Source organism: Methylobacterium sp. WL1, from assembly GCF_008000895.1.
In the GTDB taxonomy this organism is placed as follows: domain Bacteria; phylum Pseudomonadota; class Alphaproteobacteria; order Rhizobiales; family Beijerinckiaceae; genus Methylobacterium.
In genome coordinates, this window is sequence record NZ_CP042823.1 from 306,636 (window position 1) to 325,724 (window position 19,089).

19 protein-coding genes and 1 tRNA gene are annotated in these 19,089 nt (G+C 69.2%); 6 read left to right on the forward strand and 14 right to left on the reverse strand.

Going from position 1 to position 19,089, the window contains the following annotated elements; translation table 11 throughout:
• Positions 1–476 precede the first annotated feature (476 nt).
• Together FVA80_RS01690 and FVA80_RS30265 are read right to left on the reverse strand one after the other, a co-directional pair.
• A complete protein-coding gene (locus FVA80_RS01690; RefSeq protein ID WP_147906095.1) occupies positions 477–2,156 on the reverse strand; it encodes a methyl-accepting chemotaxis protein in 1,680 nt (559 codons plus the stop codon).
• A gap of 255 nt (positions 2,157–2,411) precedes the next feature.
• Positions 2,412–2,558 (reverse strand): hypothetical protein, encoded by a 147-nt coding sequence (locus FVA80_RS30265; protein ID WP_187193565.1) that lies wholly within the window; start codon positions 2,556–2,558, stop codon positions 2,412–2,414.
• 417 nt (positions 2,559–2,975) lie between these two features.
• Here FVA80_RS30265 and FVA80_RS01695 point away from each other — a divergent pair.
• A tRNA-Asn gene (locus FVA80_RS01695) sits at positions 2,976–3,051 on the forward strand.
• A gap of 313 nt (positions 3,052–3,364) precedes the next feature.
• Positions 3,365–3,583 carry a hypothetical protein gene (locus FVA80_RS01700; RefSeq protein WP_147906094.1) on the forward strand — a complete coding sequence of 73 codons (219 nt, stop codon included), beginning with the start codon at positions 3,365–3,367 and terminating at the stop codon, positions 3,581–3,583.
• 19 nt (positions 3,584–3,602) lie between these two features.
• On the opposite strand, the gene FVA80_RS01705 is transcribed toward FVA80_RS01700, so the two are convergent.
• From FVA80_RS01705 to FVA80_RS31810, 9 genes are all read right to left on the reverse strand, one after another.
• Positions 3,603–4,331, reverse strand: a complete 729-nt coding sequence (locus tag FVA80_RS01705) for a response regulator transcription factor (RefSeq protein ID WP_147906093.1) — start codon at positions 4,329–4,331, stop codon at positions 3,603–3,605.
• Entirely contained in the window at positions 4,328–7,045 is a 2,718-nt protein-coding gene (locus FVA80_RS01710; RefSeq protein ID WP_147906092.1) for a sensor histidine kinase KdpD, read from the reverse strand. The genes FVA80_RS01705 and FVA80_RS01710 overlap by 4 nt, the downstream gene beginning before the upstream one ends.
• 150 nt (positions 7,046–7,195) lie before the next feature.
• Positions 7,196–7,579 (reverse strand): nuclear transport factor 2 family protein, encoded by a 384-nt coding sequence (locus FVA80_RS01715; RefSeq protein ID WP_147906091.1) that lies wholly within the window; start codon positions 7,577–7,579, stop codon positions 7,196–7,198.
• A 291-nt stretch (positions 7,580–7,870) separates the two neighbouring features.
• A complete protein-coding gene (locus tag FVA80_RS01720; protein ID WP_147906090.1) occupies positions 7,871–8,476 on the reverse strand; it encodes a K(+)-transporting ATPase subunit C in 606 nt (201 codons plus the stop codon).
• 22 nt (positions 8,477–8,498) lie between these two features.
• Complete coding sequence (kdpB, locus tag FVA80_RS01725; RefSeq protein ID WP_147906089.1) at positions 8,499–10,589, reverse strand: potassium-transporting ATPase subunit KdpB; 2,091 nt, start codon at positions 10,587–10,589, stop codon at positions 8,499–8,501.
• Positions 10,590–10,644: 55 nt separating this feature from the next.
• Entirely contained in the window at positions 10,645–10,842 is a 198-nt protein-coding gene (locus FVA80_RS01730; RefSeq protein ID WP_147906088.1) for a hypothetical protein, read from the reverse strand.
• 1 nt (position 10,843) lies between these two features.
• Positions 10,844–12,559, reverse strand: coding sequence for a potassium-transporting ATPase subunit KdpA (kdpA, locus tag FVA80_RS01735; protein WP_147906087.1), 1,716 nt, complete (start codon positions 12,557–12,559; stop codon positions 10,844–10,846).
• A gap of 22 nt (positions 12,560–12,581) precedes the next feature.
• Positions 12,582–12,683 (reverse strand): K(+)-transporting ATPase subunit F, encoded by a 102-nt coding sequence (locus FVA80_RS01740; RefSeq protein ID WP_210247817.1) that lies wholly within the window; start codon positions 12,681–12,683, stop codon positions 12,582–12,584.
• Between the two features lie 11 nt (positions 12,684–12,694).
• On the reverse strand, positions 12,695–12,817 hold the full coding sequence (locus FVA80_RS31810; protein ID WP_281408700.1) for a hypothetical protein: 123 nt from the start codon (positions 12,815–12,817) through the stop codon (positions 12,695–12,697).
• Between the two features lie 570 nt (positions 12,818–13,387).
• On the opposite strand from FVA80_RS31810, the gene FVA80_RS01745 reads away from it, so the two are divergent.
• From FVA80_RS01745 to FVA80_RS01755, 3 genes are all read left to right on the forward strand, one after another.
• Entirely contained in the window at positions 13,388–13,978 is a 591-nt protein-coding gene (locus tag FVA80_RS01745; RefSeq protein ID WP_147906086.1) for a cell wall anchor protein, read from the forward strand.
• Between the two features lie 197 nt (positions 13,979–14,175).
• The gene (locus FVA80_RS01750; RefSeq protein ID WP_147906085.1) at positions 14,176–14,754 is read left to right on the forward strand and encodes an NAD(P)H-dependent oxidoreductase; all 579 of its coding nucleotides are present in this window, start codon (positions 14,176–14,178) and stop codon (positions 14,752–14,754) included.
• A 434-nt stretch (positions 14,755–15,188) separates the two neighbouring features.
• Positions 15,189–15,521 carry a hypothetical protein gene (locus FVA80_RS01755; RefSeq protein ID WP_147906084.1) on the forward strand — a complete coding sequence of 111 codons (333 nt, stop codon included), beginning with the start codon at positions 15,189–15,191 and terminating at the stop codon, positions 15,519–15,521.
• Between the two features lie 195 nt (positions 15,522–15,716).
• On the opposite strand, the gene FVA80_RS01760 is transcribed toward FVA80_RS01755, so the two are convergent.
• Positions 15,717–15,932 carry a hypothetical protein gene (locus FVA80_RS01760; protein ID WP_147906083.1) on the reverse strand — a complete coding sequence of 72 codons (216 nt, stop codon included), beginning with the start codon at positions 15,930–15,932 and terminating at the stop codon, positions 15,717–15,719.
• 325 nt (positions 15,933–16,257) lie between these two features.
• Between FVA80_RS01760 and FVA80_RS30270 the strand changes: the two genes are divergently transcribed.
• Complete coding sequence (locus FVA80_RS30270; RefSeq protein WP_187193566.1) at positions 16,258–16,404, forward strand: hypothetical protein; 147 nt, start codon at positions 16,258–16,260, stop codon at positions 16,402–16,404.
• A gap of 35 nt (positions 16,405–16,439) precedes the next feature.
• Here FVA80_RS30270 and FVA80_RS01765 read toward each other — a convergent pair whose 3' ends face one another.
• Positions 16,440–16,916, reverse strand: a complete 477-nt coding sequence (locus FVA80_RS01765) for a hypothetical protein (RefSeq protein WP_147906082.1) — start codon at positions 16,914–16,916, stop codon at positions 16,440–16,442.
• 169 nt (positions 16,917–17,085) lie between these two features.
• Positions 17,086–18,336 carry a phosphoglycerate dehydrogenase gene (serA, locus tag FVA80_RS01770; RefSeq protein ID WP_147906156.1) on the reverse strand — a complete coding sequence of 417 codons (1,251 nt, stop codon included), beginning with the start codon at positions 18,334–18,336 and terminating at the stop codon, positions 17,086–17,088.
• Positions 18,337–19,089: the final 753 nt, after the last annotated feature.

The window sequence follows — 19,089 nt, forward strand, 5'->3', positions numbered from 1 at the left end:
GCCAAAGTTGTCAATACTGATTTTATTTAATGATCATGCTCAAATATACGGTAGATAGAAGCCGAAAGTTAGAACTCGCGGGATGTTATTTATTGCATTCGGAAACAATCCCGCGCTTGTGCACCCGGCTATGAAACTATCGGCAACGCGACCGCCTGCGCTCGCATCCAGAACGCGCGCAGACGAAATCATGCCTTGGCGGCAGGCCTGTTCCGCTACCCTGGGCGATGCCGTTCGCGCGCTGGCCCGCTTGAGCTGAACGACGAGGTCGGAAACGCCGGTAGGTCCCGGACATCGCCGGGCGTTTCCATCGCGCGCTGCAGAAGCGCCAGTCTCTGCCGGTCGGCGTGGGAGCGGTCCGGATCCGTTACGAGCCGCGAGCCGGTCCGTTCGCAGACCGGCCTCCCGGACGGCCGCGCGCACTCTGGCTGTTCCGCCAGGCGCGCGAAAGGCCGTTTCGTGCGCCTGGTCGAACGCTACGCGGCGTGGACCTGCCCCAGGAAGGTCTCGATCGCCTGTTGCAGGGTCCGGGTCCCGGTGCTCACCCGGGAGGCGCTGCCGCGCACCTGCTCGGCCTGCACCTCGTTGGAGGCGGCCGCGGCGCGCACGCCTCCAACGCTCTCGGAGACCTTGTGCGAGTCCGCCGCCGCATCCGCGATGGCCCGGGCGATCTCCTGGCTGGCCGCGCCCTGCTGGTCTGCCGCCTGGGCAACCTCTGAGGCGATCACGCTCATCCGGGCGATCGTCTCGCCGATCGACGCGATGGCACCGACCGTGTTGGCGGCTGCCCCCTGGATCGACCCGACCTGGCCGGTGATCCGGTCGGTCGCGAGCGCGGTCTGGCCGGCGAGCGCTTTCACCTCGGCGGCGACCACGGCAAAGCCGCGCCCGGCTGCGCCGGCGCGGGCCGCCTCGATGGTGGCGTTCAAGGCGAGCAGGTTGGTCTGCTCCGCCACCGTGCGGATCAGGGTGACGACGGCATCGATCTCGGCAGCCGCCTGCGACAGGCTCGAGACCGTGATCTCCAGCTGCTTGGTGTCGGTCAGCGCGGAGGCCGCGATCTCGCTGGTGTGGCGGACCCGCCCCTCGATCTCCCGGGCGGAGGCTGCGAACTCTTCGGCCGCGCCGGCGATGCTGTCGACGATGTCGGCGGTCTGGCTCGAGGCACCCGCCACCACGGCGGCCCGGGACGCCATGTCGCCGGCCGTTCCGGTGAGCGTCGCGGCAGCATCCTGCATCGAATCGGCCGATCCGGCGAGATCCGCCACGGCGCGGTGGGTCTCCCCCTCGAAGGCGCGGGTCGCCTCCGCCAGTTGCTCGGCCCGGACCCGGTCGCGATCACGGCGGGCCTGCGCCTCGGTATCGAGCTTCCGCTTCTCGATCAGGGCCGTCTGGAAGCCCGCGATGGCGCTGGCCATCTCGCCGATCTCGTCCTGGCGGTGGGTGAACGGGATCGTACGGCCGAGGTCGTTGGCCGCCAGCGCGGTCATGCTGGATTTCAACCGGCCGAGCGGCTTCTGGACCTGGCTGATTATGATCCAGATCGCGGCAAGCAGCCCGAAGGCGAGGGCCACGGCGGGCACGACGATCAGCGCCAGGCGGGCGGTGCTGCGATCCGCGGCGTCAGCGGCGCGCCGCTCGTTGAGCCGGGTGAGCACCTCGCGGCCAAGCAGGCCGATCTCCGCGATCATGTGCTCCCGGTTTCTCACCGTCGCCTCGTCGGTGGCCTGGATGAGGGCGGCCTTGGGCGAGATGGTCAGGCCGAGCTCAGCGGTGTCGTTCTGGTAGGCGATGAACTCCTTCACGAACAGGTCGAACCGGCGGCGCCGGTCCGACGGCAGCTGATCCTCCATCGCCACCAGGAACGGGCCCCGGACCTGTTCCACCGCCGCCAGGGCGTCGTGCAGCGCCGACAGCCGCGTGCGCGCTTCCTTGGTGTCCTCGGCGGTGTAGAGGGCGGTGGCCTGGACGACCGCGTGCTCGATCGCCTGCCCAAGGGCGCCCGCCTGAAGCCCGGCATTCCAGATCCTGTCCGTGGCTGCGGCGCGCTCCTGCTCCCACAGGGATTGCCGCACGGCGAAGGCCGAGATGCCGACCGCCACGAAGCCCAGCAGGCCTACGACCGCCGCCAGCTTGAAGCCGAGAGAAATGCGCATGAGGAGAGAACCGCTGTCCGCGAGAATCGTGGGGGAGAGCCTTACGATAGCAAAGCTTGCGCCGACACTAAATATAGCCGGCAAACCCCACGAATTTAAATGTACTCTTGCCTCGATATATTCAAACCGCTCAGTACATACGAGAGGCTACAATCATTGAACTCAGGGAAAAATCTTCGGTCTTGCCATCGATGCCCAGCACCAGAACCTGTTCCCGGCGGGACGGCCTGGTCGTCGGATTGTGCGGAAGACACCTCAAACGGTGTGCGCCAGGATCACGCGCGCGGCAGCAGCGACGATCAGAAAACCGATCACAGCGACGCCGATGTAGTCGGGCATGCGGCTGTCACGCTTCGGGCCGAGGGCGTCGCCTGTTGGAAGGCCGTCGGGATCCCGAAACATCGTGAGAACTCTCAGTACGTGACAGGCAGGCCCGCACGCGACGGAAGCCGGAAGTCGGGGCGAACGCGGCATCACCGGACGGCACGGCACAGGCGCCTTGCGGTTCGGGACGGCGCGGGATCGGCATCGAGGCGCGCATGGCGACGGCCCCATCGTCTAGGCGGCCGCCATGACGATGGGATGACCCCGCGAATTCCCATGGGCCTCGGCATGCTGCCGCCGCCGCACCTTCTGCCGGCACCTCCCGCTGCGTCGCCCCCGAAATGTCCGTTGTAAAAATGCCACGCCGCGCCCGGTCGAGCGCCGGCAAACCACCTTTCTCCAGGGGCGCTCAGGGGGCGCCCAGACGATCGGTGCCGATCGCGTCATTCAGGGTCTTGCGTCCCGCGATCTTGGTGTGTAGAGACCCGCTCGTGATCCCCGATAGCTCAGTTGGTAGAGCAGGCGACTGTTAATCGCCTTGTCGCAGGTTCGAGTCCTGCTCGGGGAGCCATCACCCAGTTAACCTCTTGAAGAGGTTGCGCGAATAGCTTTCGACGGCTTTACTGCGGCAGGCGATGCCGCGTCTTTGCTGTCAGGACCGCGCGAGACGACCACCCGGAAGCCGCATACTGTGACCGGCGCCGCTCCGGGCGGAGTCACCTGAGGCCCCGATCACGCCCTCAACGGGCGGCGCAGGCGGGCCCATCCCGGAATCTTAACGCGACCCTTATGAGATCGGCCGGGCGTCCCGCTCGATCCCTCATGCGTTCGGGTCCACCGTCCGGGTGCGATCCCTGGAGGATCGCGGGAACCCCAGTCAGCCGATGTCGCCCACCATCCCCATCGTCGCCCCCGCGGGGGACACCGCCCGGTTCATCGTCGGCCAGGACCCGGAGGGGCGCTGGGTCGCCATCGAGATCCACGGGCGGGCCGGTGGCCTGTTCCGCAGCCGAGAGTCGGCGTACGACTACGCGGCGGCGGAGACCGATCGCCGCCCCGATGCCGTGCAGGTCTTGGCGGAACGGATCGCGCTTCGGCTCTGAGCCGGTCGAAGCCCCGTTCTCAGGCGCCGCCGTTGCGCGACCGCCCGCTCTCAGAGACGGTCGGCTCGTCCTCCGGCGCGCGCAGGCGGTAGCCGACACCGGTCTCGGTCAGCAGGATGCGCGGGCGTTCGGGGTCGGCCTCCAGCTTTTGCCGGAGCTGGCGCATGTAGACGCGCAGGTATTGCGGATCGGAGGAGACCGAGACCGCCTGCATCAGCTGCGCGTGGGTCAGCACCTTGCCGGCATGCAACACCAGCACGCGCAGGAAATCGTACTCGCGCGGGGTGAGCTTCACCTCGGCATCGTCGACCTTCACGATCCGCCGCACGAGGTCGATCGAGAGCCGGTCGACCCGGAAGATCGGCCGCTCGCCCTGGACGGCGAGTTGGTGGCGCAGGGCGGCGCGCAGCCGAGCCAGCAACTCCGCCATGCCGAACGGCTTGGTCACGTAGTCGTCCGCGCCGAGGTCGAGGGCGTCGACCTTGCCGCCCTCGTCGGTGCGGCTCGACAGCACCACCACGGGCAGCTCGGGATGGCGGGCCCGGATCGCCCGCAGCAGGTCGTGGCCGCGCATGTCGGGGAGCCCGAGATCGAGGATGACGAGATCCACTCGCTCGCGCCCCAGCACGTCGAGGGCGGTCGCGGCGTTCGGCGCCTCCAGGATCGCATAGCCCTGCGTGGACAGCCCCGTGCGCAGCAACTTCCGGATCGGCGGCTCGTCGTCGATGACCAGGATGGTCGGGCTCATGCGGCGATGTCCTTCGGCGTGGTCCGGGCCGGGACCGGCAGCGTCACGGTGAAGACCGCCCCCAGGCGGTCGCGCCGGTTGGCGGCCGTGACGGTGCCGCCCATCGCCTCGACGAAGCCGCGCGCGATGGCCAGCCCGAGCCCGGTGCCGGCCCGGACCCGGTCGCTCTTGCGCACCCGGTAGAACTTGTCGAACACCCGCTCGACCTCCGTCTCGGGCAGGCCGTCGCCCTCGTCGATGATGTCCAGCCGCACCCGGTCGGCCTCTCGGCGGGCCCGGACCGTCACGGTCGAGCCGGCCGGTGCATATTTGGCGGCGTTGTCGAGCAGGTTGACCAGCACCTGCTTGAACAGGACCGGATCGAAGCGGAGCACCGGCAGATCGGGCGCGAGGTCGACCGTGACCCGATGGTCGGCCAGCACCGGCTCGACCCGGCGCAGGGCGGTGTCGACGGTCTCGGCGACGTCCTGGGGGGCGAGGTTCGGGGCCACCGCGCCCGCCTCCAATCGGGTCATATCGAGCAGGTTGGCGATGAAACGGTTCAGCCGCTCGGATTCCGCGATGATCGTCGCCAGCAGCTCCGCCTTGGCCTCGGAGCCGAGGTCGGCGTCGAGGTCGCGCAGCGTGCTGGCGGCCCCGAGGACGGAGGCCAGCGGGGTCCGCAGATCATGGCTGATCGAGGTCAGGAGCGCCTGGCGCAGGCGGTCGGTCTCGGCGGCGCGCTCGGCCCGATCGAGATCCTCCACCAGCCGCACCCGCTCGATGGCGAGGGCGCCCATATCGGCCAGCGCATCGAGCAGCCGGCGCCCCTCCTGGGTCAGGATCGGGCCGTTGCCGTCCGCGTCGAGGCCGATCACCCCGATCGTGCCGCGCCCGGTCCGCATCGGCAGGAACAGCCGCTTGGCGCCCGGCAGGGTGTCGGCACCGCGCCCGGCCGGGCGGTCGTTGTCGAAGGCCCACTGGGCCGCCGCGAGGTCGGCGGCATCGAGCCGGTCCTCGGGTGGGTAGCCGGCCCGGACGGTGACGGGCTTGCCATCCGGCAACAGCAGGACCACCCGCACCCGGAGCATGGCGGCGACCTGCGCGCAGGTCGCCCACAGCACGTCGTCCAGGGTGCCGCAGCCCGCGAGCTTGCGCGAGAAGCCGAACAACCGCTCCGTTGAGGTGGCCCGGCCCTGGCTGACCAGGGCGATGCGGCGGGCCCGGGCGGCGAGGTTCGAGACCAGCACGGCCACCAGCGTGAACAGCAGGAACGCCGCGACGTTGGTCGGGTCGGCGATGGTGAAGGTGTAGACCGGCGGCAGGAAGAAGAAGTTGTAGGCCAGCGAGGCCGTGACCACCGCGGCGAGCGACGGCCCGAGCCCCCAGCGCACGGCGACCGCGACCACGGCGGTGAGCAGCATCAGGTCGGCATTCTCGATGCCGGTATAGGGCTGGAGCACGAGTGCCGCCCCAAGCGCCACCGCGGAAGCGAGGACAGCCATCCCGTAGGGGCCGGGCTCGAAGGTCGCGGCCGGGGCGGCGGTGGCGACCGGCCGGCGCGCCGGAGCCTCGGCCGGCACGGCTTCGCCCGGCACCACGTGGACGCTGATGTTGCCGCTGCGGCGCACGAGGTCGTGGACCACCGAGCCGTTGACCAGCTCGAAGATCCAGGAGCGCGCCGCCTTGCCGACCACGATGTGGTTGACGTTGGCCGAGCGGGCATAGGCCAGGATGTCGTCGGCGACGCGCCGGCCGCCCGGCAGCGTCACGGCATCGCCACCGAGCCGGTCGGCTAGCCGCAGGGTCTCGGCGATCCGGTCGCGCGCCGCCTCGCTGCCGGAGCCGCCGCGCGGTGCCTCGATGAACAGGGCTGTCCAGGGCGCGTGCAGCCGGTCGGCGACGCGCTTGGCGTAGCGCACCAGGCCGGCCGAGCGCGGATCGGCGCTGATGCAGACCAGCACCCGCTCGCCGGCGCTCCAGGGCCCCGCGATGGCGTTGGCCTGCATGTGGCTGACGAGTTCGTCGTCGACCCGGTCGGCGGTGCGGCGCAGGGCGAGCTCGCGCAGGGCCGTGAGGTTGCCCCGGGAGAAGTAGTGCTTCAGGGCGCGCTCGGCGTTGGTCGGCACGTAGACCTTGCCGTCCTTGAGCCGCTGGATCAGGTCGTCCGGGTTGAGGTCGACCACCTCGATGTCGTCCGCCCGGTCCAGAATGCCGTCCGGCACGGTCTCGCGCACGCGGATGCGGGTGATCTGCGCCACCACGTCGTTCAGGCTCTCGACGTGCTGGATGTTGAGCGTCGTGTAGACGTCGATGCCGGCGTCGAGCAGTTCCTCGACATCCTGGTAGCGCTTCGGGTGGCGCGAGCCGGGGGCGTTGGTGTGGGCAAGCTCGTCCACCAGCGCGAGGGCCGGCCTGAGGGCCAGCAGGGCGTCGAGGTCCATCTCGTCGAGGGTGGTGCCGTGGTAGGGCACGGTGCGGCGCGGCACGATCGTAAACCCGTCGAGCAGCGCCTCGGTCTCGGCCCGGCCGTGGGTCTCCACGACGCCCACCACCACGTCGATGCCGGCTTCGCGCCGAGCGCGGCCGATGGTGAGCATCTCGTAGGTCTTGCCGACCCCGGGGGCAGCCCCCAGGAAAACCTTCAGCCGTCCGCGAGTCGGAGTCTCCCGGCGCGCCGTCTCCAGCAGCGCCTCGGGGGTGGGACGGGACGGGTCTCGGCCGGTCTCGAGCATGGTTCCTTCAGGCGTGACCGCGGTCAGCGCGACGCGTATGGGGTCCGCAACGGGCCGGATTGCCGCCGCTCCGGTCGCGCACCCGACAACCCCTTCCACGTTGCAGGTCGTAGGGCAGGTGGAGGTGGGGTAAAAAGTCGTGTCGCCTCGTCAGAACATGCCATTGGGATTGGCGGCGGTTTCCGGCAGGATTTGCAGCACGTCCCAGTGCTCGACGATCTTCCCACCAGCATCGAGCCGGAACATATCCATGGTGGCGTAGTCATCCCCGCCCGGCCAATGCTGGAGGCAGTGGAGAACCACGAACTCGCCCTCGGCGACGGCGCGCTTGATCGCGACGCGCTTGCCAGGCCATTCCCGCGCCATGCGTTCGAAATAGGTGATGAACCCGTCTTTGCCGGTGGCCACATGCGGATTGTGCTGAACGTACTCGGCCCCAGCGTAACGCTCGATCGCCTCCCGCGGCCGGCAATCGTTGAACATCAGCTCGTAGAAGGCGATCACGTCCGCCTTTCTCTGCACAAGGTCGCTCATGACACCCCGAGAGTGCTGACGATCGCGGCGGATACGCGCCAGGCACCCGTACGCGCATCCGGGCGGGAAAGCCTGGGGCGCCCGTCCATCGACCACGATACCAATGTGGGTCGCCTGTAAATACCGTTCAGCCCGAGGGTTGGAGTGAGGTCGCTTCGAGAAACCGGCTCACGAGGTGTCGCCTCTCGAGCTGTCTCGGCCATCCGATCCGTCAGGCCGACGGCCGTCGAAGCAGATGCATCGTCCCGCGGGGATGGATCGGGGACGATGCCGAGCGTCCTGGATGGCCGTTCAGCGCCGACCCAACTCATCCAGCGCGAGGTTCAGCGCCAGCACGTTCACCCGTGGCTCGCCGAGCAGACCGAGCGTGCGGCCCTCGATCAGCGCGGCGACGAGCTGGCGCAGGCGGTCCTCGGGCTGGTTGCGGGCCTTGGCGACCCGCGGCACCTGGAACAGGGCGGCGTCGGGCGAGATATCCGGGTCGAGGCCCGAACCGCTTGCCGTGGCGAGATCGACTGGGACAGGGTGGCCCGGATTCTCCGAAGTCAGCGCATCCCGGTCGCTCTTGACCCGCCCGGCCAGCGCCGCGCTGGTCGGGCCGAGGTTGGATCCGGAAGAGTTGGACGCGTTGTAGGGCGCCGGCACGGTCTTGGACGGGTCGGCCGGGTCCGGCGCGCTGGTGGCCGAGGAGCGGCCGTGGAAGTAGGCGGCGCCGGTAAAACTCTGGCCGATCAGGGCCGAGCCGATCACCTGGCCGTCGCGTGCGATCAGGCTGCCGGCGGCACGGGCCGGGAAGATGAGGCCGGCGAGGCCGGTCACGGCGAGCGGGTAGGCGAGGCCGGTGATCGCCGTCAGGATGGTGAGGAGCACGAGGGCGGGGCGAAGCTGGCTGAGCATGGCGGGTCTCCGATGGACCGGTTCAGGCGAGGTGCAGGGCGGTGACGGCGAGGTCGATGGCCTTGATGGCGGCGAACGGCACCAGGACGCCGCCGAGCCCGTAGATCAGCAGGTTCCGGCGAAGCAGCGCGGCGGCGCCGACGGCCCGGTAGGTCACACCCCGTAGCGCCAGGGGGATCAGCGCCACGATGATCAGCGCGTTGAAGATGATCGCCGACAGGATCGCGCTCTGCGGCGAGGCGAGGCCCATGACGTTGAGCGCCTGGAGCTGCGGGTAGAGCCCGAGGAACATCGCCGGGATGATCGCGAAGTATTTCGCCACGTCGTTGGCGATGGAGAAGGTGGTCAGGGCACCGCGGGTCATCAGCAACTGCTTGCCGATGCCGACGATCTCGATGAGCTTGGTCGGGTCGCTGTCGAGATCGACCATGTTGCCGGCCTCGCGGGCCGCCACCGTGCCGGTGTTCATGGCGACGCCGACATCGGCCTGGGCGAGGGCAGGGGCATCGTTGGTGCCGTCGCCGCACATGGCGACGAGCTTGCCCTGCGCCTGCTCCTGGCGGATCAGCGCCAGCTTGTCCTCCGGGGTGGCCTGGGCCAGGAAGTCGTCCACGCCCGCCTCCGCGGCGATGGCGGCGGCGGTCATCGGGTTGTCGCCGGTGATCATCACCGTGCGGATGCCCATCCGGCGCAGCTCGGCGAAGCGCTCGCGGATGCCGCCCTTCACGATGTCCTTCAGGTAGACAACACCCAGGAGCCGGCCGTCGCGGGCGACCGCGAGCGGCGTCCCGCCGGCCTTGGCGATCGTCTCGGCGATGGCGCGGATCTCGGCGACGGCTTCGGGTTCCGCCTCCGGCCGATAGGCCAGAGCGGCGTTCGAGCCACGGCTCGCCATCGGCTGCGCCGAGACCGCTGCGATCACCGCCTCGACCGCGCCCTTGCGGATGGAGATTCCGTCGAGATCGACACCGCTCATGCGGGACTGCGCGGTGAACGGCACGAAGCTGGCGTTGAGGCCGGCCATGTCGCGGGCACGGATGCCGTAGGCGTCCTTGGCCAGCACCACGACCGAGCGGCCCTCCGGGGTCTCGTCGGCCAGCGAGGCGAGCTGGGCCGCGTCTGCCAGGTCCTGCTCGGTGACGCCGGCCACGGGCCGGAACGCGGTCGCCTGGCGGTTGCCCAGGGTGATCGTGCCGGTCTTGTCCAGCAGCAGGGTGTCGACGTCGCCCGCCGCCTCGACGGCGCGGCCCGACAGGGCGAGCACGTTGAAGCGCACCAGCCGGTCCATGCCGGCGATGCCGATGGCCGAGAGCAGGGCGCCGATCGTGGTCGGGATCAGGGTGACGAACAGTGCCACGAGCACGATCAGCGGGATCGCACCGCCGGCATAGGACGCGAAGCTAGGGATCGAGGCCACCGCGAAGACGAACACGAGGGTGAGCCCGGCAAGCAGGATGTTCAGGGCGATCTCGTTCGGGGTCTTCTGCCGCGAAGCGCCCTCGACCAGGGCGATCATCCGATCGACGAAGGTCGAGCCCGCCGCCGCGGTGATCCGGACCCGGATCTCGTCGGAGAGCACCTGCGTGCCGCCGGTCACCGCCGAGCGGTCGCCGCCGGATTCGCGGATGACCGGGGCGGACTCGCCGGTGATCGCCGCCTCGTTGACCGAGGCGACGCCCTGGATGACTTCGCCGTCGGAGGGGATCAGGTCGCCGGCCTCGACCAGCACCACGTCGCCGACCCGGAGGCTGGTGCCCGGGACGGTCTCGTAGCGACCGCCCGGACCGGTGAGGCGCTTGGCCATCGTCTCGGTGCGGGTGCGCCGCAGGCTGTCGGCCTGGGCCTTGCCGCGCCCCTCGGCCAGGGCCTCGGCGAAGTTGGCGAAGACCAGGGTGAACCACAGCCACAGGATGATCTGGCCGGAGAACAGCAGGTCGCCGCCGCCAGTGGCGACATCGCGGACGAACAGCACGGAGGTGAGCGCGGCCACGACCTCGACCACGAACATGACCGGGTTGCGGATCATGGCGCGGGGATCGAGTTTCTTGACGGAGCCGATGAGCGCCGGCCCGACGAGGGCGGGGCTGAACAGGGATGCGGTCTGGCGGGACATGGGTCGGGTGTCCGAAGCGGGGCGGGCAGGCCCGTCGCGCGGGCCTCGGGATGCGTCAGGGGGCGGGGGTGCCGGCGGTCAGCGCGCAGGCAGCCATCAGGGCGAAGGCGGCGAGCAGGAGGGTGCCGAGCAGCGCCAGGACGAGGTCGGAGGTCCGCGGCGGCGGCGCACCGGCCCGGTGCCGGAGCGGGGATGTCCGGTGAAGCAGGCGGTGATGGCGCGGCATCCGCCGGGTCGGGAGCGTGCGCGGCATTTCAGCCTCCGCTGGCGAAGGTCTGGCCGGCCGAACCGGCGAGGTGCTCGACCACCGGTCCCAGCGCCAGGGAGGGGAAGAAGGTCAGTCCGCCGACGATCAGGATCACGCCGACCAGCAGCCCGATGAACAGCCCGCCATGGGTCGGGAACGTGCCCGCCGAGGCCGGGAGCGTCTTCTTGGCGGCGAGAGAGCCTGCGATGGCGAGCACCGGGATCTTCACGAAGAACCGGCCGACCAGCATCGCGAGGCCCAGGGTGCTGTTGTAGAACAGCGTGTTGGCCGTGAGCCCGCCGAAGGCCGAGCCGTTGTTGGCCGAAGCCGAGGTGTAGGCGTAGAGGATCTCGGTGAAACCGTGCGGCCCGGCATTGGCCGGCCCGGCGAGGCCCGCCGGCAGCACGGTCGCCAGGGCGGTGCCGCCGAGCATCATCAGCGGCAGACACAGGATGCCGAGCATGGCCATCTTCACCTCCCGTGCCTCGATCTTCTTGCCGAGATATTCGGGGGTGCGCCCGACCATCAGGCCGGCCACGAAGATCGCCACGATGACGAAGACCAGCATGCCGTAGAGGCCGGCCCCGACGCCGCCGATGACGACTTCGCCGAGCTGCATGTTGATCAGCGGGATCATGCCGCCGAGCGCCGTGAAGCTGTCGTGCATGGCGTTGACCGCGCCGCAGGACGCCGCCGTGGTCACCACCGCGAACAGCGCCGAGGCAGCGATGCCGAAGCGGATCTCCTTGCCCTCCAGGTTCCCGCCCGCGAAGCCGAGGCCGTTGAGCACCGGGCTGCCCTGAGCCTCCGCCCAGTAGGTAACGAGGACGCCCGCGAGGAACAGGATCCCCATCGCGGCGAGGATCGCCCAGCCCTGGCGCTCGTCCCCGACCATGCGGCCGAACACGTTGGTCAGGGCGGCCCCGATCGCGAAGATCGACACCATCTGGACGAAGTTCGACAGCGCGGTCGGATTCTCGAACGGATGCGCGGCGTTGGCGTTGAAGAAGCCGCCGCCGTTGGTGCCGAGCATCTTGATCGCGACCTGGCTCGCCACCGGGCCGATCGCGATGGTCTGCCTTGCCCCTTCCAGCGTGGTGGCGTCGACCGAGGCGCCGAGCGTCTGCGGGACGCCCTGCCAGACCAGGAACAGCGCGTACGGGATGCAGAGCGGCACGAGGACGTAGAGGGTCGCCCGGGTGACGTCGACCCAGAACGATCCGATGGTGCCGGTGGAGGCCCGGGCGAAGCCGCGGATCAGCGCCACCGCGACCGCGATGCCGGTGGCGGCGGACAGGAAGTTCTGGTGCGTGAGCCCGAGCATCTGGGCAAGATACGAGAGCGTGGTCTCGCCCCCGTAGGCCTGCCAGTTGGTGTTGGTGACGAAGCTCGTGGCCGTGTTGAAGGCGAGGTCCGGCGCCACGGCGGCCTGCTCGGCCGGATTGAGCGGCAGGAACGCCTGCAGCCGCAGGATCGCGTACAGCACCGCGAAGCCGAGCAGGTGGAACAGGATCACCCCGCCCGCATAGGCGAGCCAGTGCTGCTCCTGCCGGGCGTCGATGCCGGCGACGCGGTAGAGGGCGCGCTCCACCGGCGCAACGATCGGCGACAGGAGCGTACGCTCCCCGTTGAAGACGCGCGTCATGTAGAGGCCGAGGGGCTTCACGAGCGCCAAGACGACCGCGCAGTACAGCGCGATCTGCATCCAGCCGTTGAGGGTCATGGGAGGGGTCCGTCCGTGCCGCTCAGAACCGCTCGGGGCGGACGAGGGCGTAGGTGAGGTAACCGAGCAGACCGAGGGTCACGAGCGCGCCGAGGGTCAGGTCGAGGGTCATGGCAAAGGTCATTGGACGCCTCGTCAGAGGCGGTCGCAGAGGACGGCGTAGCCTTCGCTGAGGGCGAAGAAGGCCAGTCCCGCGGCGATGAAGATGAGGTCGAGCATGACGGGTCCGTTTCGGTTCTGCGGGCGGTCGGCGGCCATGCCGCGACCGATCCCGGCCGACCCGGAATGTGGGCGGGAACCGCGTTAGGGTTCGAGATGGAGAGGCGGGCGATCTTATTAGGATCGCATGAGGATCGGCGGGGTGGGGCCGTGCCTTCATCGGGCCCGCAGGCCGCGGATGGCCCGCTCTCCCGTGCGGGCCGTCGGGTTCACCCATCGCTGCCGGAGGGGGCCAAGGGTAACCGCGGGCGCGTCTCCCCCCACCCTCTGCGGGGGGGTCTGCGCCGTCGCTCCCCACTTGCGGGATTTCGTCCCGGTGGCCCCAAGGGCATCCTTCCCCGCAAAGGGGGAGGGGGCGTGCCCCCTTCGGAACCACTTCTCTCTTGGTGAAGAATCATCCGGCCCGCGTTCTGTGAAGCCGCGTGTTTGCAGGGAGAGGGGACGCGCGCTGGGCGGTCCGCCCGAGCCAAGCCGCTGCCCCCGAGCCGGCAAAAGCTGCCGGGTGGCGGATCCTGCCGGCCCACCGCCCGTCTCAATCGTTGAAATCACAGGCAAATATCTGGACCGCGGCGTGCATCGTCCCGAGAAAGGATTTCACGAGGACGTATTATGTCGGTCGGTTCGGTCACGAGCAGCAGCCTCCAGCGGGACCTCATTAGCGCCCTGCGTCAGACGCGCGGTGCGTCGGCCCAGCAGACCGACGCGAGCGCGTTCGCGGTGCCGAGCGACGGCGCGAGCCCGTCAGCCGGCACGGCGGCCACGACCGCTTCCGGCAGCACGGCGTCCAGCCCGGGGCTGTCGAACGACCTGATGGCGTCGCTGCTGAAGGTGCAGTCGGACTTCAGCCAGATCAGCGCGCAGGGCGGCTTCGCGGCACCCGCGTCCGCGCAGAGCATCACCGAGGCATCGAGCGACGGTTCGGATGGAGGCCAGAGCCAGGGCGATGCCGCGCCAGCCCATCGCCATCACGGGCATCATGCCCGCGCCGCCGGCCCCGATGGCTCCGGCTCCGCGGCGTCCAGCAGCGCCGCGGTCGCGGCGAATTCCGGTGCGGCGACAGGCGAGACCGATGCGTCCGGCGGAATCCAGGATGGCCTGCAGGCTTTGCTGCAGCAGGTGACGAAGGCGATTGCCGCCTACACCGCAGCCGGGCCGGTCGGCCTCGCGGCCTCCGCCCTCTCGACCACGTCGAAGACCTGATCGGACGGGCCGCGCGCTCCGTGACGTCCGCGGTCTGGATCGCGGACCGGAGACGACGCAAGCATCGCCTCGAAGCGGAGCGGCAGTTCGCCAAGACGCCTCCCCGGGACGATCGATACCGCATCGCAGCAGCGGGGATGCGGCATCCGGGATGGTGAACTAGGTTTCAGGCATCGTCGGCCGGCCCGGAGATCGCCATGCCTCTCACCGTTCCCGTCATCCTCGGCAGCGTCCGCACCGACAGCATCGGCATCCGTGCGGCAAGGTTCCTGATCGCCCGGCTCGAAGCGCGCGGCCACAGCGCCCCGCTGGTCGATCCCGCCGAACTCAAGCTCCCGCTGCTCGACCGGATGTACAAGGAATATCCAGCCGGCACCGCCCCGGAGCCGTTGGAGCGTCTCGCCACCCTCTATCGGCAAGCGGACGCCTTCCTGATGGTCTCGGCCGAGTACAATCACGGCGTTCCGCCGGCTCTCTCGAACACTCTCGACCACTTCCTCGAAGAGTATTACTGGCGGCCGTCGGCGATCTGCTGCTACTCGGCCGGACAGTTCGGTGGAGTCCGGGCGGCGATGCCGCTCCGCGCCATGCTCGCCGAGTTGGGAATGCCCAGCATTCCGTCGCTGCTGCCGATCCCGCGACTGCAGAAGGTGATCGGGGAGGACGGCACGCCGGCGGATGACTGGATCGAGAAGGCGGCCGGACGGTTCCTCGACGAGTTGGAGTGGTATGCCGAGGCCCTCCACGCGCGGCGTCTGCGCGGAACTCCTTACTGAACGTCGATCGCGCAATACGCGGCCTTCGAAGATCGTCGCGCGACCTACGCAAATCCGAAAATCCGGTCCGGACACAGGTGGCCTGTTCCTGTAGCCAACGGGTCATCTCCGCGGGCTCGCATCCGACAGGACGGGGCCCGAACCGGTGGGGCACCAAAGCCATCGGCCCCCGTTCGCCATTGACTTTCTGCGGGGCGAATGCGCCGAGCGCCCAAAGATCTTAGGGACGAATCCTTCTCATCAGCCTATTTTTTCGTCGTTGACTGATAAGATATCGATCAATCGACAATATCAAATTCGACCGTGAAGCGATCGTGTCCCGCACTGATCGATTCTCGAGAAGAGGAACTGTATTTCGCTGTTGCAAAAAGGTGGCTGCGCGGTTCGGGAAAGTGTGAGATCTTCTTTCTGTTCCCAGTCGCGGACTTGGCCCAATGAAACTCGACGAGAGGGCGCTCCTTCAGGAGCGCGTGCGAACGCTTGTCCTGCGTCATGCCCTAGAGGCGGCGCTCGAGCGTCTGGCAGCGGCGACCCGCGAGGCTGGAAAAGAGGCGACGGCTGAATTCCAGAGCCTGGAACATTCGCTGCTCTCGGCGGCCCGCAGCCTCGCGGATCGTGCCAGCGCCCAGAAGCTGGCCGTGCTGGTCGCGGTCGAGGATGCCAGCGCGACGGTGCGGAGTGCGTTCGACAACGCCCACAGCCGCCTCGACGCCCGTCAGACGGACGTGCTCTCCGCGGCTGCGCCCCTGAACGTGGTCGCTGCGTAAGCTGGACTGCGCGAGCGCCGATCCAGACGGCAAGTCGCTTCCAAGACGCCTGATCGTCGCGACGTCCACCAGGACACCAAGTCCCGCACGGCGACGCTGCGTGCGTGGCCGGAAGCAAAGGAGAGCGGGCGCAGTCGTGTGGCGCGCCCGCCCTGGAATGCTTGCGCCCGCGGCGCTGGCCTTACCGGCCGACGCTCACTGCTTGGCGCGGTTGATGATCGCCCAGAGCGCTTGAGCCACCGGCTCCGACACGGTGCGGCGGTACTTGCGGTGAACGAGCTGGCCGTTGTGGAATACGTCCTGCTCGACGTAGAGCCGGTCGCCATCCCACCGGACGATGTTGTCGGATTCGATGGTCTCCTCGACGCCGAGATCCCCACGCAGGATCGTGTTGCCAGTCTGGGTCAGCATACGCGCGTCCTCGTTCACGCTGTTGGTTCGGCACAGGGGAGCATCGTCGCGGTGCGCGCGGCGAAGTCCCCGCATCGGGCTACCATAGGAGGGCACCGCGATACGCGCCAGCGATGCCGCCGACGCAAACGGATGACCGTCACCGTAGGGATGAGCGTCGCGCACGGGACGCAGCCAGGGCACGCAGGTGATCGTGTGCGCGCCCGTGACGCCGCATGTGCGCTTCGGCACGCCGGATCGGGCGGTTGAGTGCAATGCTTTCGGCACGCGTCAGGGCTGCACTCAGGTCTCCGCCTGAGTCGTCAACGTCGCGGCGGAGGCGCACATGCTCGCTCGCCCGTTCCGATACGTCGCCCCGGTGCTTGCAGGGCTCAGCCTGATCGCGCTGCGGCTCGCCAGCCCGTTCCTGACGCCGGCTCCGCCGCCCGGCGCCGCCGAGGACCGGCGGGTCGTCTTCCGGCACTACCTCTGACGCATCGACCCGGCGGGCGGGAGCCGGCCGCGGGTTCAGCCGCGCCGGTCGAGCACCACGCGCGGCACCGTGCAGGCGGGCAGGGCCGAGGGACCGAGGACGATGTCGCCCTGCTGCGGGTTGTTGACCGTGAAGGGGGCGGTCCCTTGCGTCCCGAAGAAGCCCCGACCGAGCTGCGTCGCGAAGAACTCGTCGCTGCCGAACCGGACGAAGCAGCGATCGAGCACGGCCTCGTAATCGAAGGTCGCCTGGGTGACCGGGCTGCCCCCGGCCTCCGGAAGCCCGCAATACGCCGAGATCGCAATCTGGCCCGGCCGCGACAGCCGCACCGGCAGGGACCGGCCCGGCAGCAGGGTCGCGGGCGGAGAGCCGTCCTGGCGGGCGACCAGCACGTAGGTCGAGCGGTTGTAGATCCGGCGCAGGCAATCGGCGGACGCATCGGAGACGGTCACCACCAGTCCGACCAGACCGAGCGCGACGCCGGCCAATCCGCATCCAATACGCTTCGTCACCGCACATCCTCCGCCGATCGGCCGATCCATCAGCAACGCGGCCGGGCGTGACTTGAACAACGCCCGGCATCGCCGCGCAAGGCGAACGCGGCAACAGCGGCCGCGTTCGATGCGGCCGGCGCAAAATCGGCTTGGCGCGAAATCGGCTTGGGATGAAATCGGCTTGGGTTCAGCGGCGCTCGTAGAGCAGGCGCGCCCGGATCGTGCCCGGGATGGCGCGGATCTCGGTGAGCAGCGTCTCGGCGTCGGCATTGGTGGCGTCGGTCTCCAGCACCACGTAGCCGACCTCGCCGTCGGTCTGGTAGAACTGCGCGGCGATGTTCACGTGGCTGCGGGAGAACACGTCGTTCAGGCGGCCGAGCATACCCGGAAGGTTGCGCTGCACGTGGATGAACCGGGTGCCGGTCGGCCGGGCCGGAAGCTGGACCTGCGGGAAGTTCACCGCCCCCACCGTCGAGCCGATATCGGAGTAATCCACCAGCTTACGGGCGACCTCGGCGCCGATGCGCTCCTGGGCCTCCTCGGTCGATCCGCCGATATGGGGCGTGAGGATCACGTTCTCGATGCCCTGCAGCGGGCTCTCGAAGGTGTCCGCGTTGGAGCCGGGCTCCACCGGGAACACGTCGATGGCCGCGCCTTTGAGATGGCCGTCGCGCAGGGCCGCCGCGAGGGCGTCGAGGTCGACCACAGTACCGCGGGCGTTGTTGATCAGGAAGGCGCCGGGTTTCATCGCCCGGATCTCGGCCGCGCCGATCATGTTGGCGGTCGCCTCCGTCTCGGGCACGTGGAGCGAGATCACGTCGCACTGGGCGAGCAGATCGTGCAGCGTCTTGGTCGGCTCGGTGTTGCCGTGGCGCAGCTTGTCGGTGTGGTCGTAGAACAGTACCCGCATGCCCATCGCCTCGGCGAGCGTCGAGAGCTGCGTGCCGATATTGCCGTAGCCGACGATGCCCAGCGTCTTGCCGCGAACCTCCAGCGAGCCCACCGCCGACTTGTCCCAGCGGCCGGCATGGGCGCCGACGGAGCGCGGCACGATCCGGCGCAGGAGCATCACGATCTCGCCGATCGTCAGCTCCGCCACCGAGCGGGTGTTGGAGAACGGCGCGTTGAACACCGGGATGCCGCGATGGCGCGCGGCCTCCAGTTCGACCTGATTGGTGCCGACCGAGAAGCAGCCCACCGCCAGCAGCCGGTCCGCGACCTCGAAGGCCGCCGCGTCGAGCTGCGTGCGCGAGCGGATGCCCACCATGTGCACGCCCTGGAGGGCCTGGTGCAGCGCCTCGCGGTCCAGCGCCTTCGGCAGCCGGGTGAGGTTGGTGTAGCCGGCCGCCTGCATCAGCGCGACGGCGCTGTCGTTGATGCCTTCGAGCAGCAGGATCCGGATCTTGTCCTTGGGCAGGGAGAGCTTGTCGAGCGTCATAGGCATCGTTCGTCCGGCGGCGGTACGGTCGCGCGCCGCAGCGCCGGGGCCGATCCGCAGATCTGCATCGCGGGCAGCGTTACGGTTCTGCCCTGTGCGATGCAACATGGTGCCGGGCACGGCAGGTCTGCGCCGCGGATGTGCATCCGGAGCAGACCACCCGGACGGACGGCATCGCGTGCTGCATATTCAAGCACCGTCGATGGACGACAACAGTCGAGCGAACGAAACCACTGACAGATCGACGTGCCGAAGGACCCGGCGCCGATGGATTTCGCTGCGTTGTTCGAGGTCTACCGCGCGACGTCTATCTGGAAGGCCCCAAGGGCGGCTGCCGGTACATGTACGACGCCCGGCCGACCAGCCGCGGATCGCCCGGATCGTGATGGCCCGGGGCCGCGACGCTACCGATTGAGCGCTGACCCCGTTTCGGGACGGCCTGTCCGGTTCGGTTCGACGCCCATACCGACGCGGATGAGGAGACCCAGGCGGTCTTGGCGCAGGCGGCCTGACCGGAGCGGTCGCGAGCAGGAAATCCCGCTCGGTTGAAGTCGTTAAGCCGATGCTGTATGGAGCGCGCGTCCTCCCGGATTCCGCTCGCGCGCGCTCATTTTCTGTGCGCCCGCCGCGTCGCCGGCTGGATCGCCCTCGTCATCCGTATCGACGCGTCGGCAAGCCGGATCCCGCGGGACCGGCCGCCTCTCCCTCAAGGTTTCGGGAGCGGCCGCGGCGAACCGGGGGTGCGTGCAACGC

What these genes read in the sequence shown, in the direction of transcription:
- kdpB (WP_147906089.1), bottom strand. Translation starts at nt 10,589, where the DNA reads ATGTCCCGCCAGACCGCATCCCTGTTCAGCCCCGCCCTCGTCGGGCCG.
- FVA80_RS01745 (WP_147906086.1), top strand. Translation starts at nt 13,388, where the DNA reads ATGTCGGTCGGTTCGGTCACGAGCAGCAGCCTCCAGCGGGACCTCATT.
- FVA80_RS01690 (WP_147906095.1), bottom strand. Translation starts at nt 2,156, where the DNA reads ATGCGCATTTCTCTCGGCTTCAAGCTGGCGGCGGTCGTAGGCCTGCTG.
- FVA80_RS01750 (WP_147906085.1), top strand. Translation starts at nt 14,176, where the DNA reads ATGCCTCTCACCGTTCCCGTCATCCTCGGCAGCGTCCGCACCGACAGC.
- FVA80_RS01710 (WP_147906092.1), bottom strand. Translation starts at nt 7,045, where the DNA reads ATGCTCGAGACCGGCCGAGACCCGTCCCGTCCCACCCCCGAGGCGCTG.
- FVA80_RS01730 (WP_147906088.1), bottom strand. Translation starts at nt 10,842, where the DNA reads ATGCCGCGCACGCTCCCGACCCGGCGGATGCCGCGCCATCACCGCCTG.
- FVA80_RS01740 (WP_210247817.1), bottom strand. Translation starts at nt 12,683, where the DNA reads ATGACCTTTGCCATGACCCTCGACCTGACCCTCGGCGCGCTCGTGACC.
- FVA80_RS01715 (WP_147906091.1), bottom strand. Translation starts at nt 7,579, where the DNA reads ATGAGCGACCTTGTGCAGAGAAAGGCGGACGTGATCGCCTTCTACGAG.
- FVA80_RS01755 (WP_147906084.1), top strand. Translation starts at nt 15,189, where the DNA reads ATGAAACTCGACGAGAGGGCGCTCCTTCAGGAGCGCGTGCGAACGCTT.
- FVA80_RS01760 (WP_147906083.1), bottom strand. Translation starts at nt 15,932, where the DNA reads ATGCTGACCCAGACTGGCAACACGATCCTGCGTGGGGATCTCGGCGTC.
- kdpA (WP_147906087.1), bottom strand. Translation starts at nt 12,559, where the DNA reads ATGACCCTCAACGGCTGGATGCAGATCGCGCTGTACTGCGCGGTCGTC.
- FVA80_RS31810 (WP_281408700.1), bottom strand. Translation starts at nt 12,817, where the DNA reads ATGGCCGCCGACCGCCCGCAGAACCGAAACGGACCCGTCATGCTCGAC.
- FVA80_RS30265 (WP_187193565.1), bottom strand. Translation starts at nt 2,558, where the DNA reads ATGTTTCGGGATCCCGACGGCCTTCCAACAGGCGACGCCCTCGGCCCG.
- FVA80_RS30270 (WP_187193566.1), top strand. Translation starts at nt 16,258, where the DNA reads ATGCTCGCTCGCCCGTTCCGATACGTCGCCCCGGTGCTTGCAGGGCTC.
- FVA80_RS01700 (WP_147906094.1), top strand. Translation starts at nt 3,365, where the DNA reads ATGTCGCCCACCATCCCCATCGTCGCCCCCGCGGGGGACACCGCCCGG.
- serA (WP_147906156.1), bottom strand. Translation starts at nt 18,336, where the DNA reads ATGACGCTCGACAAGCTCTCCCTGCCCAAGGACAAGATCCGGATCCTG.
- FVA80_RS01720 (WP_147906090.1), bottom strand. Translation starts at nt 8,476, where the DNA reads ATGCTCAGCCAGCTTCGCCCCGCCCTCGTGCTCCTCACCATCCTGACG.
- FVA80_RS01705 (WP_147906093.1), bottom strand. Translation starts at nt 4,331, where the DNA reads ATGAGCCCGACCATCCTGGTCATCGACGACGAGCCGCCGATCCGGAAG.